Source organism: Pararhizobium sp. PWRC1-1 (assembly GCF_049897905.1).
Lineage (GTDB): Bacteria > Pseudomonadota > Alphaproteobacteria > Rhizobiales > Rhizobiaceae > Pararhizobium.
In genome coordinates this window covers 15725-27830 of sequence record NZ_JAFCXE010000028.1, presented here as the reverse complement: position 1 = coordinate 27830, position 12106 = coordinate 15725, and the positions used below count along the sequence as shown (strand labels likewise).

Here is a 12106-nt window from a genome sequence, read left to right as displayed (position 1 = left end):
TACCAATCTTTCTCCGATCTTTTTTCGCCTGAGCTTCGGACGGGCATATAGAACAGACGTCGGAAGCCTCAAGTAGGCATGCAAGCCGAAGTCACAGAAATAAGCGGATCAGGCCGGTTTTGCACGCTTCATGGTTGCCCGCCTTGAGGGAATGCAAACCGCCGACAACCGTTCAATTCGCGATAGATTACCCTAAGGCACTGGTAACATTGGCCTTTAAAGCATAAACATATTTATGGAACTTTTTTGGTCGCTCGCGAAGGGCGTTGGTGCTGAGCGGATGTTGACCTGCCGCTCCTGCCCAGACCGACGCGATCGACCGCCGTCTTCATGTTGTCATAAATTCCCCGCGATGGCACACCGCCGAAGACCCGGAAGCCGTGCCAGTGGGCATCGAAGAGCATCTCATGCGTCTGCAGGCAGGTAGGCCCTGACCAAACAGGCGCGCCTGTGCGACAGCTTGATGTGAGCGACCTGTAGCTTCGTGCGCTCGCTGCCAATGACGGCATAGTCTTCGCTCCAATCGAACTGGAATGCATCACCGGGGCGGAAAGACTGCGGAACGAATACGCCGCGGCCCGTCGTCTGCTGCTCACGCCGATCAGCCCGCCAATCACGGGCGAAGGCCGCGACCCGGCCATAGGAGCCGGTAAAGCCGAGAGCCACCAAGTCCACGTGAAGCTGCTTCAACGTTCGCCGCTGCTTGCGCGACCTTCCAGCCTCGGTCTTTAGCCAGGCCGCCAGTTTGTCGCCATAGGGATCAAACTTGCTCGGTCGTTCCGGTATCGTGAACGTCGGCTCGATTGTACCAGCGTTCAAATACTTCGCGATCGTGTTGCGCGACAGCCCTGTGCGCCGGCTTGATCTCGCGGATCGACTGCTTCTCACGCAGCGCCATTCGCCGAATAATGTTGAAAAGTCCCATGTGGATCACTCCGTTGCCCCCGTCGCTCACCGCGTTGGGGGAGGTTCACATGGCTCAATTCTCAATGGAAATTATGCGCTTAACCGGCTCAGTTCCGCGTGGAAACCAACAGGCATGCCTGCAACGGCGTGCCAAGTGCTTAGATCGCTATTCCCGGCTCGGAAAAGGCGATCATTGCCTCATCGCCAATCCCTTTGATCGGCAGCTTACAGCCAAGGGCCTCGCGGACCACGCTCTCGAATACCTCAAGCACGTCAATTGCAACCGTGTCTCCATAAACGTCCGCAATAGCGCGAAAATCGGCAAGGCCTATGAAAGCAACGGTGGCCGGTGCGCGGCGGCCTCTGCATTAGCCTCATATCGCTCTCCATTGCCGCGTTGTATTAGGCCGTCGTACTTTACCTCAATTCGGGTCCTGAGGGGCCGTTGGCAGGGGATGCTAAAGGGTAGGCTAAACTGAGAAGCGTTCGCGGTAGGCTAGAGGGGCTGTGCCCATGCTGCGCAGGAAAGCGCGTCGCATAGTCTCTTCCGACCCAAAGCCACAGCGAGTAGCAGCCCGACTAACAGATACCCCTTCCTCAAGCAGGCGCCTGGCCGCCTCAATCCGGATATCTTCGACCGCACGAGCTGGCGTTCTTCCGATTGCCTCCCTGTAGTGCCGCGACAAGCTGCGCACACTCATGTTCGCCTGTTCTGCAAGGGCTGGGAGAGATAGGGGACTGCGCAGGTTTTCCATGATCCACACATGAAGTCGATCAAAGCGCCCCTCGCCTTCCTGAAGTGCGAGTGCGGTACTGAATTGCGCTTGCCCACCCGGACGCTTGAGAAAAACCACAAGTTGCCGGGCGACGGCAAGAGCAATCCTGCGACCAAGATCGGCTTCCACCAGCGCTAAGGCGAGATCGATCCCCGCTGTTACACCGGCGGAAGTCCAGATATCCCCATCACGTATAAAGATCGGGTCCGGATCGAGTTGTACAGAAGGAAAGCGTTGGGAGAATTCCGCGCAGCGCTGCCAATGGGTGACCGCGCGGCGACCGTCGAGCAATCCGGCCGAGGCAAGGAGAAAAGCGCCGCTGCAAACGGAGCTAGTGCGCTGCGCCGCGTTGGAGCGTTGACGGACCCACTCGATCAAACCGCTATTCTGACAAGCTACGTTGACGCCCCAACCACCTGCAACAACCAGCGTGTGCAGCGGCTCATTCGGTTGCGACAGGAGAGCAGTGGCAATTACGAGTCCGGACGTTGTCCTCACTTGGGCGTGCTCGGCAACTACAATCGTCTCATAGGGCAGGGCCATTCCCGAAGCTTTAGCGAGCTCGTTTGCGGTTGCGAACACCTGCAAGGGCCCAGCGACGTCAAGCAGCTGGCCATCCGGGAATGTTAGAATTTCAACGCGGCGGTGCATTTGGCATAAACCGAGGGATTATTGGCGATCTCGCCACAAATTAATCCGCTAGGATCACGCAAGTCAATCAGGAGATTTTCCCATGCCTCTTTGTTTCGGCATCCTCGCTTTTCCCGAAGTGCAACAACTGGACCTCACTGGCCCTTACGAAGTCTTTGCCTCCGCCAAAGAAACGGAGGTGCATCTTATCTGGAAAGATCGAAAGCCCTTCTTGTCCTCGACGCACCTGTCCTTGACACCCACAACGACCTTTGCGGACTGCCCTCCTCTTGACGTTCTCTGTATACCTGGCGGAATTGGTGTCAATGCGCTGTTGCGAGATGAGACCGTGCTTGAATTCGTCCGCGAGCAAGCGATGACTGCACGCTATGTGACCTCGGTCTGTACCGGCGCGCTGGTGCTCGGTGCTGCCGGATTGCTCAAGGGTAGGCGCGCTACGACACATTGGAACGCGCATGCCTTCCTTGCTCGCTTCGGCGCCTTACCTACGCAGGGCCGCGTCGTTAAGGACGGCAACCTGATAACCGCAGGCGGCGTAACCTCAGGCATCGACTTCGGGCTCGCTGTGATCGCTGAGCTTCTGGGACAGACCGAGGCAGAGACGATCCAACTTTCGTTGGAATACGCACCCTGGCCGCCCTTCTGTTCCGGGACGCCTGAAGAGGCCTCGCCGGCAGTCCTGGAGAGCGCGAAACAACGTCTAGCGCGATCACGCGTCGAGCGCGAAAGGATCCTGTCTGGATGGCCAGACGGAAGGCCGCTGATCAATTGACGATCGGCGGCTAATATTCCTAGTTGTGTTGGCTTGCAGTTTGACCCTGTGGTCGCATCAGATCGCCGCGACCCTCCTGACCATCGGCGCAAGTCAGGCCTGCAACGAGATCGGGGAATCGCCGAAGCCCATTTGGCTCGTCAAAGGTGGAGAAACTCTAACGACCATGGGCATCAAGATCACGGAGCCGTTCAGGCCGCGGCGATTCCCGCATGGCTCATTGATATCAATCAATACTGATCTACCCCCAAGGAGGGTTTGATATGACACGCATTCTTCTCGCTGCAGGTATGGCCCTCTCGGTAGCCTCCTGCTCTACAACCGGCTTTTCCACGCACGAGTCTGGCTTTAGAAGCCTTGCCGGATACACAATTAAGAAAGACCTTGATTGCAAGTGCACCAAGCTGAAGACCAAGTTCGACCCGCTCAGAGATGAGCCGCGCCTCGGTTTCAAAGGCTTCTATGCTAGTTTGTAACACAAGTAGAGCGCATGGACTCAACCCATTTGTGCGTAATCCTCACGCTGTCAATACGTCGTGTGGGATCGTGGTCGAGTAGCTATGCCATTCGGCTTCGCCCTCACAGATCCGGGCGGGCGGATTTCCCGCACCCGGCTCTTCCCGAGAGTAGCCCGCGTCATCTCCTGGCCTGCGCCCAAGTTCGAGTAATACGTGGGACCGGCAGCGCGAAGCGCGCGGTGAGGATTTCAAATTCCAACCAACTCATTCGCCGGCTTTTCTGACTTCGCCGCCTCAGGCAGCGGAACCATATGCGGCGTGTTTGCTGATAGAACCCGTTGAGCGCGGGATAGTTCTGCGGCCTGCCGTAATAGCCGTAGTGTCCACGCAGCACATCGGCAAGCCACTTGTGCTGGGTAGCCAACGCCATGTGCATGTGCTTCCATGCCGCCTCGCGCAACGCCTTCAGCTTTCGCGTCAGACGTTTCCTTCCGTCTTGTGCTTCACGATAAACCTGCCATCACGGGTCACTCCACAATAGTGAATCAAGCCAAGGAAGGCGAAGGTCTCGGGCTTCGCTCGCCACGCCGTTGCCGAGTCAAAGCCGCGAACCAGCCAAACTCGATCAGCCACGTCTTTCCTTCGTGGAGCGCCAGGCCAAAACTGCCTAGTTGCTCCTTGAGGGCCCGAAGCATTTTCTGCACATCATCCTTGTTCTCGAAGCCCATGACGAAGTCGTCGGCATAGCGCACGATCACGATTCGGCCGCATGCATAGCGTCGACGCCATTGATGAACCCACCGGTCGAGGATGTAGTGCAGGAAGATGTTGGCGAGGAGCGGACTAATGCCGGCTCCTTGCGGGTACCCTTGACATCAGTCTCATACCTCTCGCCACTCTCAAGGATTCCCGCCCGCCGCTACAGCTAGACAGGCTGCACGATACGGGGATCGGCTATCCTGTGCGCCACCATCTGCAGCAGCCGCTCGGGTCAACCGGGTCGGTTTATCCGTAGGGCAGTCAAAAGCCCGGGTTCCTGAGATTTCGGAGAAAAATCGATCACCGGTCCGTTGCAAGTCGTGCGCTTATCTGTGCCCCACATAGTACATCAGGCAACAAAAAACCCGCTTTCGCGGGTTTTGGCAGCCCAGTTGCGCATATTGGCTAAGCGGGTCCGAGCGGGCGAACAGCCACGAAGTCTAAAATTTGAACACGACGCCGACCACTATATGCAAAGTCCCGGTGTTCGCGTGTTCCCCAGTCTATCCTCGCGGAGTGGACGTTGCGAATGTACCGGCGTGGGACCAAAGCCATACGGAAAGCCAAACCAGCGCAGCTGCTAATGCTGCCAAGCCAAGATCAAGGGCTAGCTCGGGCACAAACGCCCGAAATGCGATCGGCATTGCACTCCCAAGGTAGAGGGCGAGAGGGATGCGGGGAACAATCGTTCCGATTGCCAGCGAGATTACAAACGCGACCGTTCCGAAGAGAAACAACAGCGAACTCGCCACCAGAACCAGCCCGAGCGGCCCTGATTGTAGCTCGATGATAGTTGTTGGCGGGAGCTTCGAAAATACCAGATTGATGACAACCTCGACCCCCTCCAGACTGGCCAGAGCGACAAAATTGAGTATGAAGGCAATCGTGCCAAACAGACCAGCGCGTCGCCCCACGGCCAGGAACAAACCGACCACCAAGCCGAGCGCGAAGATTTCAGCGAGTGGTGCGAGAATTTGGGTCAGGTCGCTGGTTGCTGTCAGGCCGCTGCGTTTGGCCGCGTTCACCAGTAGAACGAACGCGCTGCCTACTCCTGACGCAGAGGCAATCCGGTAAAGCGTTGCGTTCGACACGCCAGGAAAGGCTCTATTCACTCCACTCAAGCCACCCTCGGCTAAACGGTCCATCGAAGGCTTGGGGTTAAAAGTAGCAGCGTCACGCACGGTCATGGTGTCCTCCATCCGGAGAACAGAAGTTTGCGAGGATCACAAACCATTCCCTCTCCTTGTGTGTTGTCACTGATTACATAGCGACAACACAAAGTAAACGATGATCACATCAATCACGTTCATTTGACGACCATCCCGCGACGCGATGCAGCTAGGCCGCCGTTCCCCAGCTGGCGCGCATCAGATTGATAGAATCCCCCGCCGAACGGCGCGGATTACCGAATGCGTCCGGTTCGAAGCGCCTAGCTTTCGACCGGCGCTGAGAAGGTGATGGTTGACTGTATGTTCGGAAAGACCCAGCAACTGAGCTATATCTCCACTCGTCTTCCCCCTCTCCTGTCCAACGAAGGCATTCCAACTCGCGTTCCGAAATGATCGCATCGGGTGTCGATCCGGTGCGCAAGACTGCCAGTCGGTTGAACATGATGTTTGAGACGAGTTGGAGGAAGCCAACGTCTGTAACCCCAGAGATGAGAACTCTTCCGCTAAGAATTACGGTCGCGGTCCTTCCGTTCGCATCGTGGACAGAAAACGCGTGGCTGTGGAGCAGGTCAATGTCTTGCAGCATATCGCTTAATCGACCCATGGCGGCGGCTTGGGAGGAACCACGCGCGGGCGACCAATCGCTTGAGTGGGGTACAATCTTCCTGTGGACAGCCTGAAGGAATGGCCACTCACACAGAGCAAGTCGAATGTCGCGACCAAGGGGTCCGGCCAGTTCGTTAGAAGAGTTCGCGAGCGGAGCGAATCCCCGGTGAAAGTCGGATGCGCTATCGTGAGGAAGTGTGTAGGCCCGCAGTCCTTGCAAAGCTCGATGAAGTCCGCGCTCAATTCGTCAAGTGTTTGAGCGCGAGCGACCGTGTCGGTAATGTCCGACACCAGAGGTAAAAAGCTTACTGCGTCCACGTCACCATCCTGGCAACGATATGCCTCGGTGACATCCATCGCAGGTTACCAAGAACAGCTTGAGCGATAAGCCCGTAGCGATGCACGACGATTTTTCTCTATTAAGTAACCATTGATTACATTTATCGATCCTCGCGTCAATTACAAAGTTAATGGTGATTACATTTCGCGCCTGTGGTATGGGTGGGAAATGACCGATATTCAAAATCACTCGCATGCCAACGCTGAACCCAAGCCGTATCACCATGGAAACCTGGTTGAAGCGTTGGTTTCCGCAACCGTCGCCATCATCGCGGAGCGAGGCGTTGAGCACGTTTCCGTGCGAGAGGCGGCCAAACGAGCGGGCGTTTCTCCTGCTGCGCCGTTCCGCCACTTCAAAACGAAGACCGCGCTGATGACTGCGGTGGCCGAGCAGGCAATGTCACGCCTCAAGAGCGCCGTCAGCGATGCACTTGCGGAGCATACCGGCCAGGACCCTCTTGAAGCTTTCGAAGCAATTGGACGCGGGTATCTGCGCTGGGCACTGTCCAATACCACCCATTTCGAAATCATCAGTTCGCGTACCCTCATCGATTTCAACAGCTCGGAGTCGTTGCGCCGAGACAATGAAGAAATCCGACTGTTGATGATTGATCTGCTCGGGCGGGCGCAGGAAAGCGGGCTGCTACGCGAGGGTTTGGATTTTGACCATCTCGTACTCGGTGCACGAGCGCTCGTTTATGGTCTCGCCCGCATGGCGGTTGATGGCCACATGCCGGAGTGGCATCAAACGAAATCGCCGATCAATGCTGTCCAGCTATCGATGGGTTTATATATTTCGCAAATCCGAGCGCGCTAGTTCTTCGAACGACAGACGGACTTGCGTCATCTTTACCATGAGAGTGTAACCGACATTTCCCAAATATGGGGTGCAGAACTCGGTCGTCACTTGGGCCAATATCTTGTCGTCGCCTGCCGCTGAAGCCATGGACTAGGGAGACATACTTCCGGACAATCAAGGTGGCGAACGTGCCTATCGCCGCCCTGACGTGCAGAACGGCGCTCGGGATTCGGATGTCCATGGGTCGGTCGGTCACGTCCCGTGGGCGCGCGGCCGTCTGCCTTCGCAGACGTCATCACCCGTGACTGGTGTTGCGGCTGGCGGCTACAAGGCCGAACGAGTAATTCGGAATTTGACGGTTCAACGTAAGTGTGTCCCGACGTTCCAACCGCAAAATCCGCTTAGCTAAAATGACTGAGACTTATCCCACGGAAGCAAGATACCTCGCCAGCTCTCTCTGTATGAGCGAGGGCGCTGAATCACGGATCGTCGGCAGGTTGTGTCGGGCCGCACTAATCTTCTCCATATCGATACTGGCGACAAGCAACTCAGGCTTTTCCCCGGCGCACGCCAGGATCACACCGTTATGGTCCAGTATGCGAGAGCCTCCCCAGAAGTCCAGTCCACCCCGCTGACCACAATGGTTCACCATGATGGTCGGAAGGCTATAGGTCATTGCAGTATGTTTGAGATTGATGTCCCATCCACTCGGATTGTCGTATTCGCCGTCGACGACACCTCTTGCTGAACCAATCGGCTGGATGAGTAGGTTCGCGCCATGAAGCGCGACCAGCCAAGGCAGTGCTGGCGACCAGCTGTCGGCGCAGATCAGTGTCGCGGCCTTCCAGTCATCTTGAATTGGCGCGAGCGAGAGAGCCTCTCCCGCCTTGTAGAATTTCCCCTCCTGCAAGAGCCCATAGGTCGGAATGTTGATCTTGCGATGTTTGTGGATGAGCTGCCCTTGCGAGAAAATTGCCTGAGTGTTGTAGGCATGCCCATCCGAGCCCAGTTCAATGAACCCGAACGATACACCGATGCCATCCGACCGAGAGGCGATCTCCTGGATTTCGCCCGCATCAATAGTTCGGCCCAGGAGTGGGACATCCGGTGATGACAGGTAGTCTGTCAGGGAAAGCTCCGGAAACACCACCAAGCGTGCGCCTCTGTTCCGAGCCCGATCTATAGCATCAACATGGAGTTTGAGGTTGGCGCTGATGTCGCCTGCGACGCATCGAATTTGTGCTGCGGCAATGGAAAGTGTCGACATGGTCATTTGCCCTGTTGCATAGGCTCGCCCCTTCTCTGCAGACGGAGCGAGCCACTTGTTATATCACTGTGCAAGGCCTTGGGATGCGAGGAATTCCTTCGAGACTTCCTCAACGGACCGCTTGTCAACGTCTACAGAGGCGTTGAGCTTGGCCATGATCGCATCGTCAAGCTTTTCCGACAGTCCATTTAGGATGTCCGCAAGTTCGGGGAAGCCATCCAGCGCTACTTTACGAATGACCGGCGTCAAAGCGTAGTTCGGGAAGTAGCCTTTGTCATCTTTCAAGACGACGAAGTTGAACGCCGGAATACGTCCGTCGGTCGCGAAGACGAGGCCGGTATCGATCTGCGAGTCCCGCAGCGCTTGATAGACAAGGCCGGTGTCCATGCGTTTTGTGTTCTCGCGACCGAACTCAAAACCGAACGCCTGTTCCAACGGTTTCAATCCGTCGACCCGAGCATAGAATTCCGCGTTGCATCCAAACGAGAGAGCTTCCCCGCCGTTGATCTTAGCAGCAAGATCAGAAAGCGTTGCAATACCCCTGGCATCTGCATCATCCTTCCGCATCGCGATGCCGTAGGTGTTGTTCGCGCGCGAGGGGTTCAGCCAGACTAGACCCTTCTCCGCGTCGAGTTCCTTGACCTTGGCATAGGTTGCGGCCGCATCGAGCTTCTCGGTCACCTTATTAAAGGTGATGAGCGAAGTGCCTGTGTACTCCCAATACACGTCGATCTGCCCGGCTTCATGAGCCTGACGGAGTGGTGCGGTACCAAGTCCATCGCGCTTGTCGACTGTGAAGCCCTTCGAACGAAGCAATTGGCTAGTCATCTCAGCCATGACCTGCTGCTCAGTAAAGTTCTTCCCGCCGACAACAATGTCCTTCGCGCTTGCGATGCTCGCCGTCAATGCGAAAGCTAGGCCTGCGACGAGGTATTTCAATCCAAGTTTATGCATGTTTTACTTCCCCTGTTTATTGGATTTCCGGTTTAACGAAGCGGGTTGACCCCTTTCGGTATCAGCCAATACTGGCATTGGCCGATTACGAAATCTGCGATGATGGCGAGGATTGCCGTGGGGATTGCCCCGGCCAGAAGCATCGATGAATCCATCAGGTCGATACCCGTGAAAATGAGTTCACCGAGCCCTCCTCCACCAACCAGGAATGCCAGCGGTGCTGTTCCGACGTTGATCGCAATGGCGGTTCTGAGACCTGCGAGGATTACGAACAGTGCGTTTGGCAGTTCGACCCGGAGGAGAATCTGGATATTGGTCATACCCATGCCGGTGGCCGCCTCAATCAAATGACGAGGGACCATGTTTAGACCTGCAATGGTGTTCAACACGATAGGCAGAAGCGTGAGAACGGTCAGTCCAAACACGGCAGACGGGGCACCAATCCCAAGAAATGACATTGCGAGAGCGAGCACAGCAAGCGTTGGGATTGTCGTGCCCAGGTTTATGACTTGGGTGATGGCGTCGGCATAGTACGCCAGCGGTTTCCGCGTAAGGGCAATTCCAAGAGGCAAGCCGATAGCGACCGCTATCAGGCTCGAATACACCACCAACATGAGGTGCTGACCGGCGAGATAGACAATGTCTGAACGGTAGCTCAGGATCGTTTCCAGAAGCCCTGAAGAAGACGCCCAAACGCCGAGCGCGAATAGCGCGCCACTGGAGAGTATGCCTACGTAGGACGCGGCGGGAGAGCCTGGATGTGTCGTCATTCGCGGTAACCTGCGCCGAGAAGCTGACTGATCCCGCGCTGAGTGACGTACCCTTTGTAGAAGCCGTCACTATCTACGCATGCGAGCCAGGTGACGCCGTGAGAAAACATCGCTGATACCGCGTTTCTCAGGTCATCATTGATATTGATGAGTCCGGGCAGCGCTTCGACATGATCGCCGACTGAGCCTCTTTTGCCGCGTACTTCACTCAGTTGCAGGAAGCCGCGTGCTCGGCCGCGAGGCCCAACCATTACGATAGACGTATGGTCGTTCGCCTCCATCTTCGCTATCGCCGTTTCCAAGGTGTCGTCTGAGACGACGCTTACTGGCGCGGCTTGCATAGCATTGGCAACTTTCACCAGGCGAAGACGCTTCAGCGTCCGGTCGCTACCTACAAAGTCGGCAACGAAGTTGTCGATTGGGTTTGCCAAGATGGTATCCGGTTGATCGAATTGAACAAGCTTACCGTCGCGGAAAATCGCGATGTGGCTTGCCATCTTTACCGCTTCATCAATATCGTGGCTCACGAACACGACGGTCTTCTTTAACTCAGCCTGGAGCTTCATAAACTCGTCCTGGATGACCTCACGGTTGATCGGGTCGATGGCCCCGAACGGTTCATCCATCAGCAACACCGGCGGGTCGGCAGCCAGGGCGCGTACGACGCCGACGCGTTGCTGCTGACCGCCCGAAAGCTCCTTTGGATAGCGACGCAAGAAGACGGCAGGATCGAGGTTCACAAGTTCAAGAAGCTCCGCAGCCCTCTTTCGGGATTTTTTGCGATCCCAACCAAGGAGGTCAGGAACAACGCAAATGTTGTCTTCGACAGTCTTGTTAGGAAAGAGGCCGATCTGCTGGATGACGTAGCCGATGGAACGACGCAGGGTCACTGCGTCCAAGGTTGACGTGTCTCGCCCGTCGATGAAAATCTTCCCAGATGACGGCATGATCAGACGATTGATCATTTTCATGGTCGTCGTCTTGCCGCAGCCCGACGGACCGAGCAGAACACAAACTGCGCCGGACGGCACTTCCATGGTGACGCCATCGACGGCAGTTACAGAACCAAAGGCTTTAGTGAGGCGATCAAGTTTAATCATCAGTGTATCCGAAGGCCTGGAGATGTCAGGGACCGCCTGAGCGCGAGCAGACAGAAGTCCGCAAGAATGGCGAGGATGCTTACGGCGATAGCGCCCGTCAGCAGTTGGCGAGGATCAGTTTGGGAGATGCCGCGCGATATGAAGGTGCCAAGTCCTCCAGCTCCGATATAGGTTGCAATCGCCGCGACAGCGATATTGAGCACCACAGCATTTCGGACGCCGTTGATGATCACTGGCAGTGCAATGGGCAATTCAACATGTCGGAGGCGCTGCACGAATGTCATACCCATCCCAACGGCAGCTTCACGCAATGCCGTATCGACGTTCATGATGGCCGTGTAGGTATTCCGAATGATGGGGAGCTGGGCATATAGGATCAGGGCAATAACTGCCGGAAGGAACCCAATTCCTTGGCCGATCTTCGAAAGGATCGGGATCAACAGTCCGAATAGCGCAATCGACGGAATGGTCATCACTGCCGCTGCAACGTAGAGAACTTTGTCTGCGATAGCGCGGCTACGCGTGATGAAGATGCCAATAGGGACCCCGGTGCAAATAGCGATCACCACTGACACTCCAACCAGCCAGATGTGCTCAAGCATTCGCAACCATATCAGCGACAGATTGTCGCTGATAAAGTGAATAGTATCCATTATTTCCTCCCATCCTCCCACAAAGAGGATGGGAGGATCGTAGGCGAAATAAGCGGATGCATGAACCGAATGTCCGACGTGAAGTATCAAATAATCGCCATGCTCTGCCCGTTCCTTACGGGGGAAG

General features: G+C 56.2%; 13 protein-coding genes and 1 pseudogene. 3 read left to right on the top strand and 11 right to left on the bottom strand.

Annotated features, from left to right (window positions below; all coding sequences use genetic code 11):
- Window positions 1-276: 276 nt before the first annotated feature.
- Together istA and ACP7E0_RS29880 are read right to left on the bottom strand one after the other, a co-directional pair.
- A pseudogene (gene istA / locus ACP7E0_RS29885) lies at window positions 277-925 on the bottom strand (IS21 family transposase); the annotation flags it as partial.
- Window positions 926-1376: 451 nt separating this feature from the next.
- Complete coding sequence (locus tag ACP7E0_RS29880; protein WP_426130401.1) at window positions 1377-2333, bottom strand: GlxA family transcriptional regulator; 957 nt, start codon at window positions 2331-2333, stop codon at window positions 1377-1379.
- 82 nt (window positions 2334-2415) lie between these two features.
- On the opposite strand from ACP7E0_RS29880, the gene ACP7E0_RS29875 reads away from it, so the two are divergent.
- Both ACP7E0_RS29875 and ACP7E0_RS29870 read left to right on the top strand, forming a co-directional pair.
- The gene (locus tag ACP7E0_RS29875; RefSeq protein WP_426130399.1) at window positions 2416-3105 is read left to right on the top strand and encodes a DJ-1/PfpI family protein; all 690 of its coding nucleotides are present in this window, start codon (window positions 2416-2418) and stop codon (window positions 3103-3105) included.
- Between the two features lie 263 nt (window positions 3106-3368).
- A complete protein-coding gene (locus tag ACP7E0_RS29870) occupies window positions 3369-3581 on the top strand; it encodes a hypothetical protein (protein WP_426130397.1) in 213 nt (70 codons plus the stop codon).
- A 160-nt stretch (window positions 3582-3741) separates the two neighbouring features.
- Here the strand turns inward: ACP7E0_RS29870 and ACP7E0_RS29865 are convergent, their stop codons facing one another.
- The 4 genes from ACP7E0_RS29865 to ACP7E0_RS29850 form a co-directional block, all read right to left on the bottom strand.
- On the bottom strand, window positions 3742-3993 hold the full coding sequence (locus ACP7E0_RS29865; protein WP_426130396.1) for a hypothetical protein: 252 nt from the start codon (window positions 3991-3993) through the stop codon (window positions 3742-3744).
- Between the two features lie 115 nt (window positions 3994-4108).
- Window positions 4109-4375, bottom strand: coding sequence for a reverse transcriptase domain-containing protein (locus ACP7E0_RS29860; RefSeq protein WP_426130488.1), 267 nt, complete (start codon window positions 4373-4375; stop codon window positions 4109-4111).
- A gap of 450 nt (window positions 4376-4825) precedes the next feature.
- Window positions 4826-5509 (bottom strand): hypothetical protein, encoded by a 684-nt coding sequence (locus ACP7E0_RS29855; RefSeq protein WP_426130394.1) that lies wholly within the window; start codon window positions 5507-5509, stop codon window positions 4826-4828.
- Window positions 5510-5689: 180 nt separating this feature from the next.
- Complete coding sequence (locus tag ACP7E0_RS29850) at window positions 5690-5890, bottom strand: response regulator transcription factor (RefSeq protein ID WP_426130393.1); 201 nt, start codon at window positions 5888-5890, stop codon at window positions 5690-5692.
- Window positions 5891-6605: 715 nt separating this feature from the next.
- Between ACP7E0_RS29850 and ACP7E0_RS29845 the strand changes: the two genes are divergently transcribed.
- The gene (locus tag ACP7E0_RS29845; RefSeq protein ID WP_426130392.1) at window positions 6606-7253 is read left to right on the top strand and encodes a TetR/AcrR family transcriptional regulator; all 648 of its coding nucleotides are present in this window, start codon (window positions 6606-6608) and stop codon (window positions 7251-7253) included.
- Window positions 7254-7656: 403 nt separating this feature from the next.
- Here ACP7E0_RS29845 and ACP7E0_RS29840 read toward each other — a convergent pair whose 3' ends face one another.
- From ACP7E0_RS29840 to ACP7E0_RS29820, 5 genes are all read right to left on the bottom strand, one after another.
- Window positions 7657-8502, bottom strand: a complete 846-nt coding sequence (locus ACP7E0_RS29840) for a nitrilase-related carbon-nitrogen hydrolase (RefSeq protein WP_426130391.1) — start codon at window positions 8500-8502, stop codon at window positions 7657-7659.
- Between the two features lie 63 nt (window positions 8503-8565).
- A complete protein-coding gene (locus ACP7E0_RS29835) occupies window positions 8566-9456 on the bottom strand; it encodes a glycine betaine ABC transporter substrate-binding protein (protein ID WP_426130390.1) in 891 nt (296 codons plus the stop codon).
- Window positions 9457-9488: 32 nt separating this feature from the next.
- Complete coding sequence (locus ACP7E0_RS29830; RefSeq protein WP_426130389.1) at window positions 9489-10226, bottom strand: ABC transporter permease; 738 nt, start codon at window positions 10224-10226, stop codon at window positions 9489-9491.
- A complete protein-coding gene (locus tag ACP7E0_RS29825; protein ID WP_426130387.1) occupies window positions 10223-11326 on the bottom strand; it encodes an ABC transporter ATP-binding protein in 1104 nt (367 codons plus the stop codon). Before ACP7E0_RS29825 ends, ACP7E0_RS29830 begins: the two co-directional genes overlap by 4 nt.
- Complete coding sequence (locus ACP7E0_RS29820; protein ID WP_426130386.1) at window positions 11326-11979, bottom strand: ABC transporter permease; 654 nt, start codon at window positions 11977-11979, stop codon at window positions 11326-11328. The genes ACP7E0_RS29825 and ACP7E0_RS29820 overlap by 1 nt, the downstream gene beginning before the upstream one ends.
- Window positions 11980-12106: the final 127 nt, after the last annotated feature.

Bases quoted from the DNA above. Each gene is read 5' to 3' on its own strand.
- ACP7E0_RS29840 (WP_426130391.1), bottom strand. From the start codon at position 8,502: ATGTCGACACTTTCCATTGCCGCAGCACAAATTCGATGCGTCGCAGGC.
- ACP7E0_RS29830 (WP_426130389.1), bottom strand. From the start codon at position 10,226: ATGACGACACATCCAGGCTCTCCCGCCGCGTCCTACGTAGGCATACTC.
- ACP7E0_RS29865 (WP_426130396.1), bottom strand. From the start codon at position 3,993: ATGGCGTTGGCTACCCAGCACAAGTGGCTTGCCGATGTGCTGCGTGGA.
- ACP7E0_RS29855 (WP_426130394.1), bottom strand. From the start codon at position 5,509: ATGACCGTGCGTGACGCTGCTACTTTTAACCCCAAGCCTTCGATGGAC.
- ACP7E0_RS29825 (WP_426130387.1), bottom strand. From the start codon at position 11,326: ATGATTAAACTTGATCGCCTCACTAAAGCCTTTGGTTCTGTAACTGCC.
- ACP7E0_RS29875 (WP_426130399.1), top strand. From the start codon at position 2,416: ATGCCTCTTTGTTTCGGCATCCTCGCTTTTCCCGAAGTGCAACAACTG.
- ACP7E0_RS29850 (WP_426130393.1), bottom strand. From the start codon at position 5,890: ATGCGATCATTTCGGAACGCGAGTTGGAATGCCTTCGTTGGACAGGAG.
- ACP7E0_RS29845 (WP_426130392.1), top strand. From the start codon at position 6,606: ATGACCGATATTCAAAATCACTCGCATGCCAACGCTGAACCCAAGCCG.
- ACP7E0_RS29835 (WP_426130390.1), bottom strand. From the start codon at position 9,456: ATGCATAAACTTGGATTGAAATACCTCGTCGCAGGCCTAGCTTTCGCA.
- ACP7E0_RS29880 (WP_426130401.1), bottom strand. From the start codon at position 2,333: ATGCACCGCCGCGTTGAAATTCTAACATTCCCGGATGGCCAGCTGCTT.
- ACP7E0_RS29820 (WP_426130386.1), bottom strand. From the start codon at position 11,979: ATGGATACTATTCACTTTATCAGCGACAATCTGTCGCTGATATGGTTG.
- ACP7E0_RS29870 (WP_426130397.1), top strand. From the start codon at position 3,369: ATGACACGCATTCTTCTCGCTGCAGGTATGGCCCTCTCGGTAGCCTCC.